The organism is Alkalihalobacterium sp. TH-98, from assembly GCF_057473385.1.
In genome coordinates this window covers 281,488-304,023 of record NZ_JBYCKM010000009.1, presented here as the reverse complement: position 1 = coordinate 304,023, position 22,536 = coordinate 281,488, and the positions used below count along the sequence as shown (strand labels likewise).

20 protein-coding genes and 1 tRNA gene are annotated in these 22,536 nt (G+C 37.3%); all 21 read left to right on the top strand.

What is annotated here, in order from left to right; genetic code table 11:
• Positions 1–12: 12 nt before the first annotated feature.
• Entirely contained in the window at positions 13–1,311 is a 1,299-nt protein-coding gene (locus tag AC2VNP_RS04740; RefSeq protein ID WP_486916244.1) for a dihydrolipoamide acetyltransferase family protein, read from the top strand.
• 225 nt (positions 1,312–1,536) lie between these two features.
• Entirely contained in the window at positions 1,537–2,019 is a 483-nt protein-coding gene (locus AC2VNP_RS04735; protein ID WP_486916243.1) for a hypothetical protein, read from the top strand.
• Positions 2,020–2,240: 221 nt separating this feature from the next.
• On the top strand, positions 2,241–3,434 hold the full coding sequence (locus tag AC2VNP_RS04730) for a metal ABC transporter solute-binding protein, Zn/Mn family (protein WP_486916242.1): 1,194 nt from the start codon (positions 2,241–2,243) through the stop codon (positions 3,432–3,434).
• A 169-nt stretch (positions 3,435–3,603) separates the two neighbouring features.
• Complete coding sequence (locus AC2VNP_RS04725) at positions 3,604–4,026, top strand: BrxA/BrxB family bacilliredoxin (RefSeq protein WP_275116836.1); 423 nt, start codon at positions 3,604–3,606, stop codon at positions 4,024–4,026.
• Positions 4,027–4,287: 261 nt separating this feature from the next.
• Entirely contained in the window at positions 4,288–4,647 is a 360-nt protein-coding gene (locus AC2VNP_RS04720) for a hypothetical protein (RefSeq protein WP_486916241.1), read from the top strand.
• A 169-nt stretch (positions 4,648–4,816) separates the two neighbouring features.
• A tRNA-Arg gene (locus AC2VNP_RS04715) sits at positions 4,817–4,891 on the top strand.
• A 209-nt stretch (positions 4,892–5,100) separates the two neighbouring features.
• Positions 5,101–6,729: an ATP-binding protein gene (locus AC2VNP_RS04710; protein WP_486916240.1), complete on the top strand. Its 1,629-nt coding sequence runs from the start codon at positions 5,101–5,103 to the stop codon at positions 6,727–6,729.
• Complete coding sequence (locus AC2VNP_RS04705) at positions 6,719–7,408, top strand: response regulator (RefSeq protein WP_486916239.1); 690 nt, start codon at positions 6,719–6,721, stop codon at positions 7,406–7,408. The genes AC2VNP_RS04710 and AC2VNP_RS04705 overlap by 11 nt, the downstream gene beginning before the upstream one ends.
• A 9-nt stretch (positions 7,409–7,417) precedes the next feature.
• Entirely contained in the window at positions 7,418–8,470 is a 1,053-nt protein-coding gene (locus AC2VNP_RS04700) for a DctP family TRAP transporter solute-binding subunit (protein ID WP_486916238.1), read from the top strand.
• A gap of 221 nt (positions 8,471–8,691) precedes the next feature.
• Positions 8,692–9,753 (top strand): TAXI family TRAP transporter solute-binding subunit, encoded by a 1,062-nt coding sequence (locus AC2VNP_RS04695; protein WP_486916237.1) that lies wholly within the window; start codon positions 8,692–8,694, stop codon positions 9,751–9,753.
• Positions 9,754–9,964: 211 nt separating this feature from the next.
• The gene (locus AC2VNP_RS04690) at positions 9,965–11,923 is read left to right on the top strand and encodes a TRAP transporter permease (protein ID WP_486916236.1); all 1,959 of its coding nucleotides are present in this window, start codon (positions 9,965–9,967) and stop codon (positions 11,921–11,923) included.
• Between the two features lie 192 nt (positions 11,924–12,115).
• The gene (locus AC2VNP_RS04685) at positions 12,116–12,559 is read left to right on the top strand and encodes an acyl-CoA thioesterase (RefSeq protein ID WP_486916235.1); all 444 of its coding nucleotides are present in this window, start codon (positions 12,116–12,118) and stop codon (positions 12,557–12,559) included.
• 11 nt (positions 12,560–12,570) lie between these two features.
• Positions 12,571–13,038, top strand: coding sequence for a hypothetical protein (locus tag AC2VNP_RS04680; protein ID WP_486916234.1), 468 nt, complete (start codon positions 12,571–12,573; stop codon positions 13,036–13,038).
• Complete coding sequence (locus AC2VNP_RS04675; protein WP_486916233.1) at positions 13,038–14,579, top strand: acyl-CoA carboxylase subunit beta; 1,542 nt, start codon at positions 13,038–13,040, stop codon at positions 14,577–14,579. Before AC2VNP_RS04680 ends, AC2VNP_RS04675 begins: the two co-directional genes overlap by 1 nt.
• A gap of 18 nt (positions 14,580–14,597) precedes the next feature.
• The gene (locus AC2VNP_RS04670) at positions 14,598–16,277 is read left to right on the top strand and encodes an AMP-binding protein (protein ID WP_486916232.1); all 1,680 of its coding nucleotides are present in this window, start codon (positions 14,598–14,600) and stop codon (positions 16,275–16,277) included.
• Positions 16,278–16,356: 79 nt separating this feature from the next.
• Positions 16,357–16,596 (top strand): hypothetical protein, encoded by a 240-nt coding sequence (locus AC2VNP_RS04665; protein ID WP_486916231.1) that lies wholly within the window; start codon positions 16,357–16,359, stop codon positions 16,594–16,596.
• 15 nt (positions 16,597–16,611) lie between these two features.
• Entirely contained in the window at positions 16,612–18,084 is a 1,473-nt protein-coding gene (locus AC2VNP_RS04660; RefSeq protein WP_486916230.1) for a sodium:solute symporter family protein, read from the top strand.
• A gap of 224 nt (positions 18,085–18,308) precedes the next feature.
• Positions 18,309–19,955, top strand: coding sequence for an SLC13 family permease (locus AC2VNP_RS04655; RefSeq protein WP_486916229.1), 1,647 nt, complete (start codon positions 18,309–18,311; stop codon positions 19,953–19,955).
• A gap of 398 nt (positions 19,956–20,353) precedes the next feature.
• On the top strand, positions 20,354–21,106 hold the full coding sequence (locus AC2VNP_RS04650) for a transporter substrate-binding domain-containing protein (protein ID WP_486916228.1): 753 nt from the start codon (positions 20,354–20,356) through the stop codon (positions 21,104–21,106).
• A gap of 45 nt (positions 21,107–21,151) precedes the next feature.
• Complete coding sequence (locus AC2VNP_RS04645) at positions 21,152–21,811, top strand: amino acid ABC transporter permease (protein ID WP_486916227.1); 660 nt, start codon at positions 21,152–21,154, stop codon at positions 21,809–21,811.
• Positions 21,804–22,526 (top strand): amino acid ABC transporter ATP-binding protein, encoded by a 723-nt coding sequence (locus tag AC2VNP_RS04640; protein WP_486916226.1) that lies wholly within the window; start codon positions 21,804–21,806, stop codon positions 22,524–22,526. The genes AC2VNP_RS04645 and AC2VNP_RS04640 overlap by 8 nt, the downstream gene beginning before the upstream one ends.
• The last annotated feature ends 10 nt before the right edge of the window (positions 22,527–22,536 follow it).

Genomic DNA, 22,536 nt, shown 5'->3' with positions numbered 1-22,536 from the left:
GGAGGTTCAATCATGGCTACAGAAATTACAATGCCCCAATTAGGGGAAAGTGTAACTGAAGGAACGATTAGTAAATGGCTTGTAAAGCCAGGTGATAAAGTAAACAAATACGATCCTATTGCTGAAGTAATGACAGATAAAGTAAATGCAGAAGTACCGTCATCTTATACAGGTGTCATTCAAGACCTAGTAGCAGATGAGGATGAGACGGTAGCTGTAGGTGCAATTATTTGTACGATTGAAGTGGAAGGTGCAGTGCCAGCTGCTGAAGAGAAAGTAAATAAACCTGCAGAAACTGCATCCACGTCAGCTGAAGCAGCAGAAGAAACGGATCAATCGCAGAAGAAACGTTACTCACCTGCTGTATTGCGCCTAGCCCAAGAGAATAATATTGATCTTGAGCAAGTCAATGGCTCTGGTAAAGGCGGACGAATTACAAGAAAAGATATTCTTGCTGTCATCGAGACTGGTGCCATCCCGCAACCTAAAGCAGCAGAAACAGTAACACCACAACAGGAACCAACACCAGCGCCGACTTCATCAACACCAACAAGAGCTGCAACTCAGCCTGCAAAGGAAACATCATCTATTGAAATTCCTGTAGCAGCAGGTGATATTGAAATTCCAGTATCCGGTGTCCGTAAAGCAATTGCAGCCAACATGGTACGCAGTAAGCATGAAGCACCTCATGCTTGGACGATGGTTGAAGTGGATGTAACAAACTTAGTAAACTTCCGTAATTCTGTGAAAGATGAGTTCAAGCAAAAAGAAGGGTTTAATATTACGTTTTTACCGTTCTTCATTAAGGCGGTTGTGGAATCGTTAAAAGAATACCCTCAGCTTAATTCCATGTGGGCAGGAGATAAAATTATTCAAAAGAAAGACATTAATATTTCAATCGCTGTAGCAACGGATGATGCTTTATATGTTCCTGTTATCAGACATGCAGATGAAAAGAATATTAAAGGAATTGCACGAGAAGTAAATGACCTAGCTGGAAAAGTTCGTACTGGAAAACTTTCAGGAGCAGATATGCAAGGTGGTACATTTACAGTGAATAATACAGGTTCTTTTGGTTCTGTTTTATCAACTCCAATCATCAATTACCCGCAAGCAGCAATCTTGTCTGTCGAGTCAATCGTCAAACGACCAGTCGTTATGGAAAATGATATGATTGCGGTTCGAAGCATGGTCAACCTATGCTTATCTTTAGATCACCGAGTGTTAGACGGACTAGTTTGCGGACGCTTCCTTGCAAGTGTGAAAGAGAAATTAGAGAGAATTGGTAAAGATAATACATCCATTTATTAAAAATGGGTCTGCAATAGCATAATGTTTTTAATGAATAGAAAGGGTTCTTAGGAACTCTTTTTATTTTTATTTGATTTGGATTTCTCCTCAGGTTGATACGTGTGAAAAAAAGTGGCCAGAAAAAAAGAATTTAGCTAGATAATAAAGCTATTAATAACCTTGCATAAAACCGTTAGAAAAGGGCACTCTACTCGTGATACTAAAGAAAAAGGAGTAGTGCTAAAAGTGACAAGGAAAAGAGTAATAGCGCTCAGTCTAGCTTGTATATTTTCGTTTATAACTTTTTTCAGCAATCAGCAGGTGACGTATGGTTTCAGTGTTGGTAATCAACAAAAAGATGATGAATGCTGTTCGCAAACACAAACTTGTTTATTAATTAATAACGGTTTTACAGCTCATCTAAATATGTATTACGAGTTGTTAGCTGAAAAATATACACCAGAATATGTAAATGCATGGAGAGAAATAAGTAAAGAGCAAGCAGTGCTTAAAAAGAAAATCTCAGAAGCAATGAAAAACGGCGAGCTTATGCACGGTGATGTAATTGATCAAGATTGGTACAAAAAGCATGAAGAGCTTCAGACTTTGTTTGTCCAAGCTGTGGAACAAAGAAATGAAAAAGCATTGAAGAAAGTACTGCCAAAAGTTTTTCAACAACAAAAAGATTTGAATAAAATGTATAAAGAAAGACTGGCGATGATTAATTAATAACGAATAAACTGACTGTTGTTAACGCATCAATCTTTTTAGTATATTAGATGTAATTAAAATGGGATTGCATCATATATCTAAAAAGGTGAAGATGCTTTCAAAGTCAGTTTTTTTATGGAAACAAAAACATGAGTAAAGAATGATTAATGATTTACAAATCGGAACTATTACGTTATAATTTATAATCGAAAACGTAATGATTACGGAAGGGGATAATAATGCGAAAATTAAAAGCAAGCTTGTTTGCAGGTATGTTAGTAACATCGTCTTTTTTAGCAGCCTGTGGAGGACAAGAGGAGCCTGAAGAAAACGTACAAGAGGAAGTAGTAGAAGAAGAGGTAGATGCTCTAGAAGTATTTACAACGCTTTTCCCTCTTGAGGACTTTACAAATAAAATTGGTGGAGAGTATGTTAACGTTACAAACATTATTCCTGTAGGTGCAGATGCCCATACATATGAACCGACTGCTCGTGAGATGATAAGTGTTGCTGAAAGTGACATGTTCATTTATAACGGAGCGGGAATGGAAGGTTTCGCAGATGCAATTATCGATACGGTTACAAATGAAAATGTATTAGTCGTAAAAGCAATCGAAGGAATTGAATTAATAGATTACGATCACGACCACTCTCATGATCACGGACATGAACATGACGATCATGGACACGACCATGACCATGATCACGGACATGAGCATGACGATCATGGACATGAGCATGACGATCATGGACATGAGCATGACGATCATGGACATGGCGACGATCATGACCACGGACATGAGCATGATGAGCATGGACATGACCACGACCATGATCACGAGCATGAAGAACACGGACATGATCATGAGCACGATGAGCATGGGCATGATGATCACCATCATCCTCATGGAGATGAAGATCCGCACGTTTGGTTAGATCCAATTCTTGCAATTCAAATGGCTGAGAATATTAAGAACGGATTAGTTCAATTATTACCAGAACAACAAGAAGTGTTTGAAGCAAACTTTAACGAAGTAAAAACTGAATTAGAAGCAATCGATGCAGAGTTTTCTGCAATGGTTGAAGAGGTAGAAAAAGATACATTTATCGTGTCACATGCAGGGTTTGGTTATTGGGAAAACCGTTACGGTATTCATCAAATTGGAATTACTGGACTTTCTCCAACCAATGAGCCAACTCGTAAGCAATTAGAGCAGATTATCGAGTTTGCTGAAAAGCATAACATTCAACATGTTGCATTTGAACAAAATTTCACATCTCAAGTTGCTGAAGTGGTTAAAGAAGAAGTAGGTGCAGAACCAGTATATATTCATAACTTAGAAGTTTTGGTTCAAGAAGACATCGACAATAACGAAGATTACTTTAGCTTAATGAGAAAAAATATTGAATCATTAAGAACGGCATTACAATAAGAGGATTGGAGCGAAGAGTGAGTAACTCTTCGTTCCTTTCTTTTGACTTTTATGAAAATAAAACATTGATTTAAAACATAAAAATAATTTTATAAAACGTTTTAGTTGGTTGTTCATAAGAAAACGGGTACAATAATTACAGACTTAACAACATCAAGGAGTGATAAACATGCAATTTAATTTTTTGAACGATGTTGTTCAAATAGCTAGGCAAGATATGGTAAATGCGGGGTACAAGCAATTAACAACACCAGAGGAAGTAGATGAGGCATTATCTCAAAAAGGAACAGCATTAGTCATGATTAATTCTGTTTGTGGTTGTGCTGGTGGCATTGCTCGTCCTTCAGCAGCTTATATGGCCAACTATGATAAAAAACCAGATCAATTTCTAACGGTGTTTGCAGGTCAAGATAAGGATGCGACAGCTCGTGCACGAGAGTTTTTCACAGGGTATCCACCATCTTCTCCTTCTTTTGCTCTGCTAAAGGATGGGGAAATTAAAATGATGGTTGAACGTCATGAAATTGAAGGACATGAACCAATTGAAGTTGTTCAAAAATTAGAAGCTGCATTTGATCAATATTGTGATTAGAAAAGAGGGCTGACAGCATAAAGTCAGCCTTTTTTTTATAGTAAAATTCGAAGATGTCTAGCTCGAGCGCCTAGCGAGAAGTCAACATTTGCTCACTATAGCTCACCGTGTAACCTTTATCTCATACGGCGGGCTCCAGTCCGTACGGTACGTCCTAAATGGGCGCTACAGTTGTCTTGTGAATACATATTAATAAACCGTGTTTTTCTTATAGGGAAATGTGATATAATATACCCGAATATGTTTAGGAAGGGTGTCAACATGGAAGAACTATATAACCAAATACAAGGGTATTTAAATATGGACGAAGAAATTCCATTCGAAGAATTCGATCAATTCTATAAAAAAGTATTAGATGTCCTTAATGAAAGAAATGAACAATTCACTGAAGATGATGTATGGAAAGCATTGTTCATTGTTGAAAACCTAATGTCAAATGCGGATGCAAGGTCTAAAGAAACAAAAGGGGCATTAGTAAAGAAGTATAAGAAAATGGCTAAACGTAATGAGCTATGGGCAAAGAACTTTGTCGTTAGGTTACATAAATTTGGCTATAATGATGACCAAATTAATGCACGTTTTGAAAAGATGTTTGAAGACGGTCCAGTTGAAGCTAATTAATAACTAATACTTAGAATGCTTCTATTAAGTTAAGGTATCTCAATATAGGATTATGGGTTAAACCCATCACCTTTTTATTGAGATACCACACCTTGTTGTAGTCTTCATTTTAAATGAGATGTTGACTTTGAAATTATATTATTATATACTATTTATGTCGCTAAAAAACGCGCCTATGGTGAAATGGATATCACACGAGATTTCGGCTCTCGCGTTCTGGGTTCGAATCCTGGTGGGCGCGCCATATACTTATACATATTAACCTGAAGAAACTTATTCTTCAGGTTTTTTTGCATCCAATTTTGGCAGGGGACCAGGTACCTTTAGTCCACTAAAGGTACCTGGTACCGTTTTTCTTAATTCTTATTCCCCGTGCGTTCTTTTCAAAATAACAAGAAATTGTTTATTAAAAATATGGTATAGTTAAAGAAGAAATATGCTGAAAATAGTCGAATGGAGAAAAAATTGAAAGCTTTATTACAACTACCTATACGATGGAAAATCACTGGCTTATCTTTTGGGATCGTTGCTTTTTCTCTTATTATAATAGGCATTATATTATTAGGCTATGTTAGTGAGATTAAAGAAGAAGAACGATCACAGCGAGCAATGATAACCGCACAACTAGTTGCGCAAAACCAAACGGTGCAAGATAGTATTGAATTAGCAAATGCTTCTGAGATTTTACAACCACTTATAGAACGTATGCGGGTTTTGAATGAACAAGATTATATTGTGATATTGAATATGGATAGGATACGACTTACCCATCCCATTCAAGAACGATTAGGAACGCCTTTTGTTGGTGGTGATGAGGGTGCAGCATTTGCAGAACATATTTATATTTCGAAAGCAAAAGCAGAAGATGGAACAGAGACCGTCCGCGCGTTTGTACCCATAATAAATCGTGATCGTGAACAGATTGGAGTAGTTGTAGTCGGTAGCGTTCTTCCTTATCTAAGTGATATTATTTATGAATTTGGACGGACAGCTTTAATCATTATTATAATTACTACACTTTTTGGATTTTGGGGTGCTTGGTTGCTTGCTAACCATATAAAGAAACAAACCTTTGAAATGGAACCAAGTGAATTAGCTCGTGTGTTAGAAGAGCGTACAGCTACTTTTAATGCAATACATGACGGGGTTATTGCAATTGATGAACATCAAAGAATTACTGTAATCAATGAAGCAGCTAAACAGATGTTAAATGTACATGGAAATGTGGTAGGGAAACAGATATCTGAGGTGATTCCTGATACTCGGTTGCCGGAAATTTTAGAATTAGGACAGCCTGTATATCAACGAGAGTTCTACGTACAAAACAGAGCGATACTAAGCAATCGTATTCCTATAACCGATCAAGACAGGACGATTGGTGCCGTTGCTATTTTTCAAGATAAAACAGAAGTAAACCGTTTAGCAAAAGAATTAACGGGTGTACAAGCTTTTGTCGATGCACTTAGAGTTCAAAATCACGAATACTCAAACAAGTTACACACGATTGCTGGGCTGATTCAACTAAATCAGGGAAATAAAGCACTTGAGTATATTTTCGAATTAAATGAAGAACATTCTGCCCTATCTAGAATATTGATGCAACAAATTCACGACGATAGTATTGCGGGACTATTATTAGGTAAAGTAAGCAGGGGTAAAGAGTTAGGTATATCATTGAAAATTAATAAATCAAGTTCGTTTGTAAACTATCCAGAAGGTATAACTAACCATGACTTGGTCGTGATTATAGGAAATTTAATAGATAATAGTTATGATGCTTTATTAGAAACAGACACTTCCGATAAAACAGTATATATATTAGTCAAGGAGTTAGAAGAAGAACTTTTTATTCAAGTATCTGACAATGGGATTGGAATTCCAAAAGAGTATAAAGAAAGAATTTTTACGAGAGGCTTCTCGACTAAAAAGAAAGAAGGTAGAGGGATTGGTTTGTTTCTCATTCAATCCATAGTTGAAAGAGTGAATGGAACCATTGATATCGATAGTGAAGAAAATGAGGGGACAACAATATCGATAACGCTGCCTTTAAAGAGGGAGGATGGTGTTGGCCATGCCTTATAAAAAAAAGGATATACTCGTATTATTAGTTGAAGATGATCCAATGGTTCAGGAAGTAAACCGGATGTTTATAGAAAAGATTGATGGATTCTCAGTCGTTGGTGTAGCTGCGACTGGTGAACTGGGAAAGCAGCAAATTCAAAAGTATAAACCAGAATTAGTTCTTTTAGATGTATACATGCCTGGTATTGACGGAGTTGAACTGATCAAACAACTTCGTCAAGAGTTAATTGATGTCGATATCATTGCAGTTACCGCAGCAAATGATACAGAGACCGTTAAAACATTGCTTCGACACGGGGTAGTAGATTATATTGTAAAACCGTTTACTTTTGAACGGCTAGAAAAGGCATTACTCCAATATAAGACTGTATACAGACAATTAAATTACGTGGATAAAGTTTCTCAAGAGAAGTTAGATCATATTACTTTTCAACAAGAAGCGAAGCAGGATACAACTCTGCCTAAAGGTTTACATGTACACACTTTAAATCAAATTAATGAATACCTTAATAAAATGGATACAGCTAAATCAGCAGAAGAAATAGGAAGTGAAGTTGGTTTAGCTAGAGTAACTGTTCGTCGTTATTTGAATTATCTAGAGAACATTGGACAAGTTGAAATGGAGTTAACATACGGAACAATAGGACGTCCTATTCAATTATATCGATTAAAGCAATAGGAGGAAAAGATGAGAGGGTTAATTACAATCTGTTCCTTCTTAATTATTGGGGTTTTAACTGCCTTTTATATTGGGTTTGGTTTTGGAGAAAAAGATGAACCTAAGGCAGTCGACAAAGAATTAGAAGGATTAAACGAAAAGTACGTATTACGCTTTAGTCATGTTGTTGCGGAAAATACACCAAAAGGACTTGCTGCCTCCATGTTTGCACAGTTAGTAAGGGAGAAAACAGATGGCTGGGTAGAAGTACAAGTTTTTCCTAATGCTAGTTTGTATGAAGCTCAAGATGAGTTTGATGGATTAATGAGAAATGATATTCATATTATTGCACCAGCTTTGTCTGAAATTACAGTGTTGGATCCGAAGTGGCTGATTATGGATCTACCGTATGCTTTTAAGGATGAAAAAATGGTTGAGGCTGCATTTGAAGGTAAAATAGGAGAATTGCTTTTCGAAAGTATTAAAGATTACGGATTTCATGGAATTGCATACTGGGATAATAGCTTCAAACAATTTACGAATAATGAAAGGCCGATTATCGTACCTGAAGATTTCAAAGGGCTTACAGTCAGGGTCATGCCGAGTATTGCATTGATGGAAACGTATAGAGTAATAGGTGCACAACCTCGTCTGTTTTCATTTAATGAGGTTTATGATGCGCTTAGTGAAGGTATGATAGACGGAACAGAAAATACGTTATCAAATATTTTTTCTAAGGGATTTTATAAACAGCAAAAATACATGACCTTAAGTAATCATAACTATTTAGGTTATGCGGTTTTTATGAACAGTGAATTTTGGTCTACGATGCCTGTAGATTACCAAAAAAGCATTATGGAAGCAATGGATGAAGTAACGGTATGGTTACGAGAGCATTCTCAAATTATAAATGAGGAAATGCTTTACAGGATTAAAAATAGTGGAGTTATAGAAATCCATTACCAGACAGACGAAGAAAAAGAATTATGGAAACAAGAGTTTAAACCTCTATATGAAAAATTCCAAACTATGATTGGACCTGAATTAATGGAAGAGCTGAATAGGTTACAATCAGGTGATTAAAAGCTAGCATATTCGTGCTAGTTTTTTTATTTATACAGATAAAAGAAAAATAGTATAACACATTTAATAAATACTTAGGATTGTTACATTTCATTCAAATAAATGTAAAGACCAAAAAGACCAAAATGACCTTTAAGTTCAATTTATGACATACTATTGAAAGCGTTTTATACTTTGAATTGTAAGAAAAATAAAACACTTATAAATAAGGGGGAGCAGATATGAGAAAGTTTTTCAAACGTTCCATGTTAACTGCTGTTGCGAGTTTAAGCTTAGTCTTTGCAGTAGCTTGTGGAAGTGATTCCAGTAGTGCACCAGCAAATGATGGAGGGCAAGGTGAAACGCCAGAAGAAACCGAAGTAAATTATGCTGAACGTCCTTCAACAGTTGTAATTGGTACAGCTTCACAAGGAGGGACATACTTCATTTATGGTGGAGGTCTTGCGCAATTACTAGAGAGAGAATTTAGTATTACAGCTAACGTTGAAGTAACTGGTGGGCCAGTTCACAATATGCAGCTTGTAAATGGAAAGCAACAAGATATTGGAATGATTACTCTTGGTCCGGGTTATGAAGGGTACTATGGTACAGGCGATTGGACAGGCGGCGACAAGTTAACAGATGTTCGTGTTGCATTCCCTATGTATACAACACCATTCCATTGGTGGGCTTTAAAGAACAGTGGAGTTGAAACATTAGAAGATATGGATGGTAAGCGTGTCGGAGTGGGGCCTTCAGGTGGTACTTCAGGTACGTATCTTCCATTAATTCACGAAGCATTAGGACTAAATGTTACTTCAATCCAAGCGGGTGCGAGTGATATGACAAGTCAACAAATGGATGGACAATTAGACGTAATCGGTTTTGCAGCTGGTATCCCGATTTCAGCTGTATCTGAGGTCGAAGCTCAACGTGAATTAAACTTCTTCGGAATTGAAGGAGAGCAAAGAGATCTAGTTATTGAAAAATATCCGTTCTTCTATCCTTTCACAATTCCAGCAGGAACATATAATCAATTAGATCACGACCTTGAAACAATTGCTCAATTTAACTTTGGTATCGTACACAAAGAAATGGACCCTGATTTCGTTTATGAGTTTGTAAAAGCTTATCATGAAAATCAAGAATTATTAAAAACAACACATTCTTCCGCTGAAGAAGCTGTAGCTGAGGCAATCCTTTTTAATGACTCGCTTCCTTTGCACCCAGGAGCAATTCGTTACTATGAAGAAATTGGTATTGACCTTCCAGAAGGTGTATACCCGCCAGAATATAAAAAATAAAAAATAGAAAATAAAAAGAGTAAATCGTATTTATGGGAGGCTGGCTGCTTACGTCAGCCTCTATATAAAAAGTATTCAAAAAGGCACCGTTTTATAGGTTTCTTTTTGAATACCGTTTATACAAGCAGATCCTTGGAATTACATCTATTATTTTATTCATTACCTCAAGGATTGACTTCAAGGTAGAAATTCATAAAGGGAGGTAAACAGTATGAGTAAGGACTTAAAAGAAACCGAACAGACAATTGTTAATGATGAGAAAGCGAAAGAGCTCGAGGAAGCAGTTGAGGGGGCCTTACACCATCGTGAATTAACAGGATGGATTAAATACACGTTTATAACTATAGCTGTTGTTGGTGCTCTTTTCCATCTATACGTATTAAACTTCCACCCGATCGAACCATGGGTCTTTAGAAGCATTCACTTAGCTTTAGGGGCAGTTTTAGGTTTCATATTATTTAAAAGTTGGAAAACGAGTAAAAAAGTTAATGTCGTTGATTGGCTATTAATTGCAGCAACATTATATGTAACGTTTTATATTTATACTAATGTTTCCGCCTTATTGTTCAGGTTTGGCGTAATGCCACAGACACAAGATACAATCGTAGCTGTTTTAGGGTTAATTATCGTACTTGAATTAACAAGGCGTACTAGTGGCTGGACTTTGCCAATATTAGCCGGTGTCTTTATTCTTTATGCATTTGCAGGCCCGTGGCTTCCAGGTATTTTAAATCATAACGGATATAGCTTTGGACGTTTTGTTACTTATATTTTCGGTACAGACGGAGTATTTGGAGTAACACTAGATGTTTCATCAAAATATATCTTATTGTTTATCGTTTTTGGTGCATTTTTACAAATGTCTGGTGTAGGAAAATACTTTATCGATTTTTCGTTTTCTCTTGCAGGAGGTATGAGAGGAGGACCCGCAAAAGTTTCAGTTATTTCAAGTGGATTAATGGGGATGATGAACGGAACATCTGCTGGAAATGCTGTAGCAACAGGTTCATTAACTATTCCTTTAATGAGACGTGTAGGTTATAGTGGAAGATTTGCGGCTGCCACAGAAGCAACTGCATCAGCTGGTGGACAGATTATGATTCCGATTATGGGTGCTGGGGCATTTATTATGGCAGAGGTAACCGGGATCCCATATTCAGAAATCATTATAGCAGCCACTATTCCGGCTCTTTTATACTTTTTATCTGTGTATTTTATGGTAGATTTCCAAGCGTTAAAAAATGGGATGAAAGGTTTATCCCGTAAAGAATTACCACCATTAGGAGGAATCCTTAAGCAAGCTTATTTATTTATTCCAATTGTACTTCTTATTGGAGCTCTCCTAAGTGGATATTCTGTTATCCGATCTGGTACTGTGGCCATTATTGCGTGTTTAGTCGTAAGTTGGATCCACCCATCTACTCGCATGGGATTAAAGAAAATCATTCATGCACTTGAACTAGGAATGAAAAATACGATTCAATTATTAGCGGTTTGTGCGTGTGCAGGTATCATTGTTGGGGTAATCGCCCTAACAGGAGTTGGCTTACGTTTTAGTTCCATGCTTCTAGGAATAGCCGATAATAACATGTTCTTAGCACTATTATTTGCAATGGGGATTTCAATTCTTTTAGGAATGGGTATGCCGACTACAGCTGCCTATGCAGTAGCAGCTTCTGTTGTTGCACCAGGTTTAATTCAGATTGGGATTGAGCCAATCTTTGCTCACATGTTTGTCTTCTATTATGCTGTTATGTCAGCAATTACACCGCCAGTTGCTCTAGCGGCTTATGCTGCAGCAGGTGTTGCGGGTACAGATCCGTTTAAGACCGGTGTAACAGCCTTTAAGCTAGGAATTGCAGCGTTTATCGTACCGTTTATGTTCATTTATAGTCCGCAGCTTTTAATGGAAGGTTCAGCAGGAAGCATTGCTGTTGCTTGTATAACAGCTGCTGTAGGCATCTATCTTCTTTCAGCTGCTGTTCAAGGATGGTTTGCGAAGAAAAGCGCGAACATTATCGTACGCGTATTATTAATTGGTGCTTCTCTATGTTTAATCAATGCAAACTGGATGATGGATTTAATTGCATTATCTATTATCGTAGTAGCAGTATTCATTCAAAGAATGCGTACACCTGATGATCCAGTAATGACTCAAAAAATTAGCTAGCAAAAGATTACAAGGGGTTAACTTTTAAAAGTTAGCCTCTTTTCTTGTTCAATAAGTAAAATCAAGATCTTAATGAGAAATAAGTTAGTGGTATTTAATAATATAGGTTGAAAATTAAGAAAATTTAGATTAGTATAGTATTATGTGATACTAACCGGTTAGTATATTTTATAAGGAGGGAGGGTGTTAGTTATGATAGAAGATTTTCGTTTTTATTACCCAATTAGAGTAAGGTATTCTGAAATTGATGGTCAAAAAATTGTATTTAATGCGCATTATTCTACATACATTGATGTGGCATCGACTGAATATTTCAGGAAGATCATTGGGAGCAATTGGATAGAATTAGCTGAAACGAATACATTTGATTTAGTACTGGTGAAAATTACACTCGAGTATCATCAGCCGGCTAAGTTAGATGATGTCATTCATGTTCATTGTCGAATAAAAAAACTCGGTCGATCGAGTATGATATGTTCATATGTAATTACTCGAGGAGACAGTAATGAGATTTTAGTAACAGCTGAATCTGTACAAGTTTCTTATAATTCAGTAACAGGACGGTCACAACCGATTCCAGATGATATCGTTGAAAAAATCCAAGCATATGAAGGAGACCTACTAGAAACGAAATAGGAGGTGCTGCTGTGCTATCATTCTATCGGAATAAGTGGGAAGCTTATGTAGGAATTCCTCAACATGAGGCTTCCAATCTGCTCGAAAAAGTAATGAAAACTAGAAAAATACCATTTAATAAAGCAACCAATCCACCAATTTATATCTACGACTCTAACCACGATCAAATCATTTATAAAACCAAAGACCTCGAAATCTCGATTATTTATGTTTCTGCTGACCCATTAACTAGATTTTTTTCAACTTTATTAGGGACACGGGGACATTTAAAAGGGATTAGTTACCTCTCTATTACATTTACACCTGAATCGAAGCCAGAACTAGCAAAAATATTAACTGATTTCTACCATAATTGTCCCGAAGAACCTTGGAGAATAATGGGACACCCTAGGTTTCAATTTGCATTTTTACTACAGTTAATTAACAAACGAAAATGGAAAAAAGCCTGCAATCATAACTACTTGAAGGAGTCGTTTTAATGGATGAAGTAAGTATGGAGCAATATATTTATGATTTACAGGAGCGAAAAAAGCGCTCTCTCGATTACGGAAAAAATAAAAGAAAAGATGCACAAAATACACTAGCAAGGGAGAGAATTGAAAAGCTTGTCGACCCTGGAACATTTTTAGAGCTTGGGTTGTTAGCACACTCAGATGTACCTGGATTTGAGGAAAAGACACCTGCTGACGGTTTAATTTGCGGTCTGGCCAAAGTAAATGGACGTCCGGTAGTTGTTGAAGCAATCGATAAATTTGTCATGGCTGGTACAGAAGGTGCGGTTCATCTAAGAAAATCTCACATGGCCCATGAATATGCAATTAAGCGAGGCCTTCCAATCTTTAACCTTGCAGAAGGAGGCGGGTTGCGTATGCCTGATGGGATGGGCTCAGATGGCATTAGTGACAAACTGTTTCCAGACAGCCTTTTAACAGTTGGACGTCAAGTTCCCATGATCACAGGGATTTTTGGCGATAGTTTTGGAGGTCCTACATGGATGGCCGTTTCATCTGATTTCGTATCACAAGTGAAAGGAACTTGCATGGCTGTTGCCGGTCTTAGAATGTTAGAGATGGCGACTGGTGAAAAGGTAGATTTAGAGGAACTAGGCGGTTGGAAGGTTCATGCTGAAGAAACGGGACAAATTGATCATGCAGGTGAGGGTGAAGATGAGACGATCGCTGCAATGAAAGAATTTTTTAGTTATTTACCTTCTCATGAAGATGAACTTCCCCCTCGGCGAGAGACAAAAGATGACCCAAACCGGCAACTAGAGGAATTGCTGGATATTGTTCCAACTAGAAGAACAAGAGCTTATGATATGAAAAAAGTCATTAAGTCAATTGTTGATGATGGTCATTTTTTTGAATTAAAACCGCTGTTTGGCAAGTCGCTTCTTACAGGATTTGCTCATCTCGATGGAAGGGTTGTCGGAATTATCGCAAATCAGCCTATGCAATTCGCTGGCTCTAGTGGAGCTGAAGAGTGTGATAAGGCCACTGATTTTATTTGTTTATGTGATTCATATCATATTCCTATTATTTTTTTACATGATATACCTGGTTTTCGCGTAAGCAGCAGCGCGGAAAAGAAAAGAATACCAACGAAAATAATGGTTTGGAATCAAGCACTTGCAAGATCAACCGTGCCAAAGGTATCCATCATTATTCGAAAGAGTATAGGTGCGGCCTTCGGAAATATGTGTGGACCTACAATGGGAGGAGATTTTGTTTTCGCGTGGCCGACAGCTGAAATTAACTTTACAGGGCCTGAGGTCGGCATAAATGTTGTTTATGGCAGAAAACTTATGCAAACTGACAACCCTAAAGAAGCACGGCAAGAACTGTTATCTAAGTGGGAATTTGATAGTTCCCCTTACAAAGCTGCAAGTAAATATTATATTGATGACGTAATTGATCCGCGTGATACTAGAAAAATCTTAGCTCAATCACTAGAGTTTGCCTGTTCACGTGATGGCGGGAGAAGTAAACGACTGTTAGCCAATTGGCCTACAGGTTTCTAATAGAAGGGAGATATGAATATGGAAAAGGTATGGTTAAAAAATTGGCCTGAGGGTGTTTCAACAACATTACAATATCGTCTTGGGAAAAAGCCGTTACATGAGTATGTAAAACAAAATGCAAAAGATACGCCGCATAGAACCGCTTATGTTTATTATGGAAGACAAATAACATGCTTAGAAGTAGAAGAGAACTCTCAAAAACTAGCAAATTATCTATTAGAAAAAGGTGTAAAAAAAGGTGACCGAATTGGACTGTTTATGCAAAATTGTCCACAGTATATCTTTTCTCATTATGCCATTCAAAAAATTGGTGCCATTGTATGTCCATTAAACCCGATGTACAAAGCTTCAGAGCTTGAGTATTTACTAAATGAAATGGAAGCAAAAGCTGTTATTTCTGCACAAGAGTTATATCCTAACTTGGAGCAAATCCGTGCTAAAGTTTCTACATTAGAATTTATATTTACGACGAATTATGCTGACTTTTTACCTTCGCAACCATCTTTACCGATTCCGGATGAATTAAAGCTATCGAAGGTTACACCCGAAGGAACGTTAGATTTAAAGAAAGTGTTTACGAGTGAGTTGAAGGATTACGAGAGTCACCAAGTGAACGTTAGTGACGATGTTGCATTGATGGTGTTTACTTCGGGTACAACAGGCCGTCCTAAGGGAGCCATGCTAACTTATGAGAATGCGTTATTTAAGACCGCTGCTTCGGTTCATGCACAAAAAGTAGCTGAAAATGATACGTGGTTATCTGTTATGCCGTTATGTCATATTGCCGGGATGGTAATGGGCGTAAATATTCCAGTCTATACAAACACTCCATGTGTATTATTGACTCGTTTTGAACCCGAAGCGACGATCCAAGCGATCGAAAAGTATAAAGTGACAACTTGGTATAGTATAGCGCCGATTAACGCTGCATTGCTAACTTATCCAGGAATACAAGAAAGAGATCTATCATCTTTAAAAATTAACTTAGCTACAAGCTTCGGTATACCTGTAACAGAAGAACTATCGAATAAGTGGAAAGCGCTTACAAAAGGGTGTTTAATGTTCGAGGCAGCTTATGGTCTTAGTGAGACACATACTTGCGATACATTCATGCCGGCAGATAAAGTCGTATTCGGCAGTTGCGGAATACCTACGTTTGAAACAGACATTCGCATACTCGATTTAAGTACAAAAGAAGAATTACCACCGGGTGAAACAGGAGAAATTACGATAAAAAATCCTGGAGTATTTAAAGGGTATTGGAAGCGACCAGATGCAACAAGTGAAACATTAAAGGACGGCTGGGTCCATACTGGCGATATCGGATATATAAGTGAAGAAGGATATTTATACTTTAAAGGCAGAGTGAAGGAGATGATTAAGTCTTCCGGTTATAGTGTCTTTCCGGAAGATGTTGAAGCATTATTAATGGAGCACCCTTCCATAGCTCAAGTAGCAGTGATTGGAGTTCCTGATGAAACAAGAGGGGAAGCTGTTAAAGCTTTTGTTGTATTAAAGCCAGATGCAGCAGGAACGATTAGTGAAGCAGAAGTCGTAAACTGGGCAAAAAATCATATGGCAGCGTATAAGTATCCTCGTTATGTGGAATTTAGAGACAGTCTTCCCGCGACAGGAGCAGGTAAAGTACTAAGAAGACTTCTTAAAGAAGAAAAAGCGACAGAAAGCAAACAGGCTTAGAACGATATAGGTTAAAAAAAGAAAATAATCACCGTTGCTTTTTTAAGGACGACCTAATCTAATGCTAGGGGGAATTGGAATGAATCAGCAGTGGTACTCTTTGCCACGACGTGACTGTCTATTATTAATTGGGCTAATTGTTTACTCGGCCATATTCTTTCTTCCTTGGAGTTATGACATTATGATCTTTAATGTTACATTACTAGCTTGGGGCGCTTACGGTTTACACATAATTGCTCCTGTAGTAGCGATTTTATTTATCTTATCGGAACGAAATGCAAAGGTAAGTGTAGATCATCAAGAAGACCAACAGCTATAAAAGGAGGGATATGTATTGAAAACCGTTGAGCTATCCATAATGATTGCCTACTTATTATTTCTGGTCGTACTAGGGTTAATAACGCAACATAAAATTTCAAAATCGACATCGAGTATTGATGAATATTACGTTGCAGGAAGAAAAATTGGAACAGGTGTGAATTCTTTAGCCATGCTTGCTGCTCTTGGGAGTGGTGGTTCCTTCATGGCTGGAGCTGGAACGATTTGGAACTTAGGTTTTCCCTTTTTAGCGTGGATGACAGTTGGTTCCATTGTTGGATTTTCGGTTGCGAGTGTACTCGTCGCTAAACCATTAAGAAACTCTCAAAAGTTTACTGTATCTGAATTTGTAAATGATCGCTACGGAGGACAATTTTTCAAGATTGCTATTCCAGTTGTTATCATTATCGGTTCAGCCATGTATTTAATGTCTCAAATGAGAGCGGGAGGATTAATTGCTTCATATGTAACTGGTTTTTCCTATGAATGGGGATTAGTGATTATTACTCTTGTGTTTATCTTTTATGTATCATTAGGTGGTATGTTAGCAGTTACGTGGACTAATATACTCCAAGGATTTATGATGATATTCTTGATCTCCTCAATTGTTATTGCTGGAATTTTTCACCTTCCGATTGGGTGGTCTAGTTTTCTAATGGAGGCGACTGTAGCTAATCCTGCATTAGGTGTAGTTGGTGCAACTGTCCCTGTAGCCGCATATTTAGGAGCGTTTGTTACATGGGCTACAGCAGTTTGTGTAACACCACATTTGGTCATGCGGATATTTACTGCTTCAAATGTTCGTTCTGCCAAGTTGTCTTTAAATATAAGTATGTTGATCTTTGGGATTTTAATGCTAGGTGCCACACTAGTAGTAGTCCCGTATATTCCTACCTTAGATGCAACTGCGTTACAAAACTATGCACCAGATATGTGGCTGCTTTTAGTTGCCAATGAGTTTTTTGGTCCAATTATCATGGGGATCATAACGGCAGGAATTATGGCGGCTGTTATGTCTTCTACGGATGCATTACTTTTAGCTGTAAGCAGTGCCTTTGCTTATGACCTTTATAAAGGAGTACTATCACCGAATGCTAACCACAAACAAGTGTTACGGGCATCCGTAATATTTACATGGATAGTCGGTATAGCAGTAATGCTGTTAACATTAAATCCTCCACCGTTCTTAATTGTTCTCTACACAGCTGCCGTTGGATTTATGGTTTCAGCCCTATTCGGCCCGCTAGTACTTGGTATTTGGTGGAAGCGAGCGACTCAGCAAGGAGCCATTTGGGCGTTACTCGTTGGGGGAGTATCATTTATGATCCTTTTCTTAGGGTTTAGCATGCCATTCAATTCAGAAATACTAATTGCTTTACCATTATCTCTTTTAACAATGTTTGTCGTTTCCTATTTAGGAAAGCAACCTTCACAAGAAGTGGTGAAGAAAATGGACGCTTACCATAATGAAACTCATTTAAATGTATAAACAATGATAAAAGACACGAAGGTTAGGGAGACTTCCCCTACCTCGTGTCTTTTTAATTGTCGACTTTGAACGTTCGCATAATTGATGATCTCTTTCACCTGGTTATAAAACTTAAATTAAGACCAAAAAGAACAAAAATAGACCTTTATGTACAAAATTACAATTAAAAATGAAAGCGTTTTATACTTAGAATAATAAGAATAATCTTGAGGGGGAGAATATATATGAATAATACATTCATTTCTAATGTATGGAATAATCTTTGGCAATCTCATAAGAAAGTAAAAAATATAGTAACCTTCTCATTTGCAACTCAAACTTCTCAAGATACAAATGAAAAGACTGATTCGAGAGAAAAAGAGAAAAATAATAATTCTAATCCAATGTATAAAAAGTCTCAGCTTATAGGTTTGATGTTGGGACCAGCACTTTTCGCTGTTATCATGATGTTTTTCTCACCAGAAGGCTTATCACCAGAAGCAAGGGCCGTTCTGGCTAGTACAGTTTGGATTGCGACTTGGTGGATTACAGAAGCGATCCCGATCCCTGCGACTTCGTTGTTGCCGATTGTACTTTTCCCAATCACGGGGGCTATGGATAGTGGCGCAGTCACTTCTTCTTACGGTAATAGTATCATTTTCTTATTTTTAGGAGGCTTCTTAATTGCTCTTGCTATGGAGCGTTGGGAATTACACAAGAGAATTGCATTAACGATCATTTCTATTATTGGTACAAGTACACAAAGGATCGTACTTGGGTTTATGGTCGCGACAGGCTTTCTATCGATGTGGATTTCAAATACGGCTACAGCAATGATGATGGTTCCAATAGGTACTGCTATTATTTATCAAGTCTCCCGTAGTTTAAAAGAAAAAAATGTAGGCATTGCGAATGAGGATAAAAATTTCGGGCGTGCAATGATGTTAGGTATTGCATATGCGGCTTCAATTGGAGGTTTAGCAACCTTAATCGGTACACCTCCAAACATGATATTAGCCGGTGTGGTAAATGAGTTATACGGCATTGATATCTCTTTTGCCAATTGGATGATGTTTGGATTACCTCTATCTATTATTCTACTTGGTCTTGCTTGGGTTTATTTAATAAAATTTGCATTTCCGGTTCAAATGAAAACATTACCTGGCGGGGATGAGTTAATACGTGAACAAAAGAAATCGCTAGGAAAAACTAGTTTTGAAGAGAAGGCTGTACTTACGATCTTTTTATTGGCAGCCTTTGCATGGATTACTCGTTCGTTTTTACTAGACGGTCTTATTCCAGGAATCGATGATACAATGATTGCTATTATAGCAGCATCTGTTTTGTTTATAATTCCTTCGTTAAGTAAGCGAGGTACGTTTCTATTAGATTGGGAAACAGCAAAAAAGGTTCCATGGGGAATTCTCCTTTTATTTGGAGGTGGACTTGCGATAGCCGCAGGGTTTAGAGAATCGGGACTTGCAGCTTGGATTGGAAACCAATTAACAGTTGTCGAAGGAGTTCACTTCCTATTAGTGGTTACCATCGTTACAGCACTTGTTATGTTCCTGACTGAAATTACATCGAATACTGCATCAGCAACGATGATATTGCCAATTATGGCTTCGCTTGCTTTTGCAATCGGTGTTCACCCTTATGCACTCATGATCCCGGCAGCGATTGCAGCATCTTGTGCTTTTATGTTACCAGTTGCGACACCACCGAATGCAGTTGTTTTTGCATCAGGACACTTAAAAATGGTTGATATGGCTAGAGCCGGATTGTGGATTAATCTGATTTCTATTGTTGTTATAGTGATCGCCATCTATTTCTATCTCCCAATCGTTTGGAGTATGGATTTACAAATGATCCCTGAAATGTTTAAAGGATAAATAAGATCAAAAGGATAACACGGAGGTGCGTGACACCATCACTGTTATCCTTTTTTGTTTGGCGTTATTCTAGTATTTTAAGTACATATAGTAAAAGAAGATAAAAACTAAAATTCCACACGTCATTATTACAGTACATTTATTTTGTCCCCCAATGAATAAAAAAATTTTAAATTATTTAATAAAAATAGTATTGTAAAAAAAGCCAAACCATACTAGTATTATATTTAAAATTGTTAATCTATTGAACTTTCAAACATTTATAAATCTGCAATATTATTTATAAAAAACCTTTTCAAATTTTTTTTGGTGTGTTAAGATACACCAAGATGAATATTTATTAGTTATTTATACAAAGAATATAAAATTACTTTAATTAAGAAACAGGGGGATTATTGATGAAAAAGTTTTTTAAATTAGGCGTAACAGCATTACTATCATTAGGGTTACTTGCAGGGTGTGGATCAGATGACAAACAAGTACTTGTTATGGGTACTTCAGCAGACTACCCTCCATTTGAATCAATTGACGAAGCTACAGGTGAAATTGTTGGATTTGATGTAGATTTAGCGCGTTATATTACGGAAGAACTAGGGTATGAGTTTGAAGTTAGGGATATGGATTTCAGTGGTCTTATTCCTGCATTAGAAGGCGGACGAGTTGATTTTGTTTTAGCTGGTATGACACCTAGACCGGATCGTTTAGAGCGTGCCGATTTTTCGGATATCTATCATGAAGCAAATAATTTAATTGTTTCAAAGGCTGATAGTGGAATTGAAACTGTAGAGGATTTAGCTGGCAAAGCTATTGGTGTTCAGCTTGGCTCTATTCAAGAAGAAGAGGCTGAAGGTGTGTTAGCTCCTGAGGTGGACGGCTTACAAATTGAAAAGCGTAATCGTATTCCAGAATTAATTCAAGAAATTTTAGCAGGACGTATCGATGCAGCTATTATTGAAGATACAGTTGCTAAAGGATACTTAGAGAGAAATGAAGAACTAACTTCATTCCTGTTACCACATACTGAAGAGGCTGGTTCTGCGATTGCATTCCCTAAAGGTAGTGAACTTTTAGATCCATTTAATGAAGTTCTTAACGAAATGAAAGAGAATGGCAAGTTAGAAGAATTAATTTTAAAATGGTTTGACGAATAAACATTTATAACATAGAAATATACGAGAGAGGAATGAGATACGGGCATGAATTTGGATTTTAGCCAAATCGTGCCCTCTATCCCTTTTATTATGGGAGGGATATGGGTCACGTTAAAGTTTGTAAGTGTGTCTTTAATCATCGGTTTAATTTTAGGGACATTTCTTGCGGTACTTAAGATTGGGAAAGTTAAAGTTTTAATTATATTATCAGACATTTATACATCAATTTTTCGCGGGACACCGCTTATTTTGCAATTATCTATTATCTATTTTGCGACACCGCAGTTAATCGATTATAATATTTCTGCCTATGAAGCAGGTGTTTTAACATTTGGTTTAAACTCAGCTGCCTACATCTCAGAAATCATTCGTGCTGGTATTCAAGCGGTTGATAAGGGACAAAAGGAAGCTGCAGAAGCACTAGGTATCCCTTATAATCAAATGATGTTAAAGATTATTTTACCTCAAGCGTTTCGAAATATTTTACCTGCGCTATTTAATGAATTTATTACGCTAACGAAAGAGTCTGCGATCGTATCGGTTATAGGTGTTATGGATATTCTAAGAAGGTCGCAAGTCGTGGCTTCGAATACGTTCGCCTATTTTGAGCCGTTACTGATTGCTGGTGTTATCTATTATGTACTAGTAATGGCATTAACTCTTCTTGGAAAGTTGCTAGAGAGGAGATTGAAACGCAGTGATTGATGTAAAGAATTTATCAAAATCATTTGGAAAGCTTGAAGTACTAAAAGATATTTCAACTTCAATAAATAAAGGGGAAGTTGTTGCAATTATCGGCCCTTCTGGATCTGGGAAGTCAACGTTTCTAAGATGCTTAAATATGCTTGAACAACCGACTTCCGGTGAGGTATGGTTTAACGATACGGAATTAACGAACCCTAAAGTCGATATATTAAAAATTAGGCAACAAATCGGTATGGTATTTCAACACTTTCATTTATTCCCACATATGACGGTGTTGGAAAACTTAACTTACGCACCGATGTCGGTTAAAAAAATGGAGAAATCCGAAGCTGTCGCTAAGGCAGAAGGACTTCTAAAAAAAGTCGGTTTATATGAAAAGAAAGATGAGTATCCTAGTCGCCTTTCTGGTGGTCAAAAACAACGTGTTGCAATTGCTCGTGCGTTAGCTATGGACCCTGAAGTAATGTTATTTGATGAACCGACTTCTGCACTTGACCCTGAAATGGTAAAAGAAGTTTTAGAAGTTATGAAATCATTAACACAAACGGGTATGACAATGGCTATTGTTACACACGAAATGGGCTTCGCTAGAGAAGTGGCTGATCGGGTAATTTTCTTAGATCATGGGCAGTTGTTAGAAGATGCTCCTCCAAGTGAATTTTTCAGTCAACCAAAAACAGAGCGTGCTCGTGATTTTCTTCAAAAGGTACTATAAAATAAGTTTG

Bases quoted from the DNA above. Each gene is read 5' to 3' on its own strand.
- AC2VNP_RS04670 (WP_486916232.1), top strand. From the start codon at position 14,598: ATGGAAAAGGTATGGTTAAAAAATTGGCCTGAGGGTGTTTCAACAACA.
- AC2VNP_RS04685 (WP_486916235.1), top strand. From the start codon at position 12,116: ATGATAGAAGATTTTCGTTTTTATTACCCAATTAGAGTAAGGTATTCT.
- AC2VNP_RS04690 (WP_486916236.1), top strand. From the start codon at position 9,965: ATGAGTAAGGACTTAAAAGAAACCGAACAGACAATTGTTAATGATGAG.
- AC2VNP_RS04645 (WP_486916227.1), top strand. From the start codon at position 21,152: ATGAATTTGGATTTTAGCCAAATCGTGCCCTCTATCCCTTTTATTATG.
- AC2VNP_RS04725 (WP_275116836.1), top strand. From the start codon at position 3,604: ATGCAATTTAATTTTTTGAACGATGTTGTTCAAATAGCTAGGCAAGAT.
- AC2VNP_RS04700 (WP_486916238.1), top strand. From the start codon at position 7,418: ATGAGAGGGTTAATTACAATCTGTTCCTTCTTAATTATTGGGGTTTTA.
- AC2VNP_RS04710 (WP_486916240.1), top strand. From the start codon at position 5,101: ATGGAGAAAAAATTGAAAGCTTTATTACAACTACCTATACGATGGAAA.
- AC2VNP_RS04650 (WP_486916228.1), top strand. From the start codon at position 20,354: ATGAAAAAGTTTTTTAAATTAGGCGTAACAGCATTACTATCATTAGGG.
- AC2VNP_RS04720 (WP_486916241.1), top strand. From the start codon at position 4,288: ATGGAAGAACTATATAACCAAATACAAGGGTATTTAAATATGGACGAA.
- AC2VNP_RS04740 (WP_486916244.1), top strand. From the start codon at position 13: ATGGCTACAGAAATTACAATGCCCCAATTAGGGGAAAGTGTAACTGAA.
- AC2VNP_RS04675 (WP_486916233.1), top strand. From the start codon at position 13,038: ATGGATGAAGTAAGTATGGAGCAATATATTTATGATTTACAGGAGCGA.
- AC2VNP_RS04730 (WP_486916242.1), top strand. From the start codon at position 2,241: ATGCGAAAATTAAAAGCAAGCTTGTTTGCAGGTATGTTAGTAACATCG.
- AC2VNP_RS04665 (WP_486916231.1), top strand. From the start codon at position 16,357: ATGAATCAGCAGTGGTACTCTTTGCCACGACGTGACTGTCTATTATTA.
- AC2VNP_RS04695 (WP_486916237.1), top strand. From the start codon at position 8,692: ATGAGAAAGTTTTTCAAACGTTCCATGTTAACTGCTGTTGCGAGTTTA.
- AC2VNP_RS04655 (WP_486916229.1), top strand. From the start codon at position 18,309: ATGAATAATACATTCATTTCTAATGTATGGAATAATCTTTGGCAATCT.
- AC2VNP_RS04705 (WP_486916239.1), top strand. From the start codon at position 6,719: ATGCCTTATAAAAAAAAGGATATACTCGTATTATTAGTTGAAGATGAT.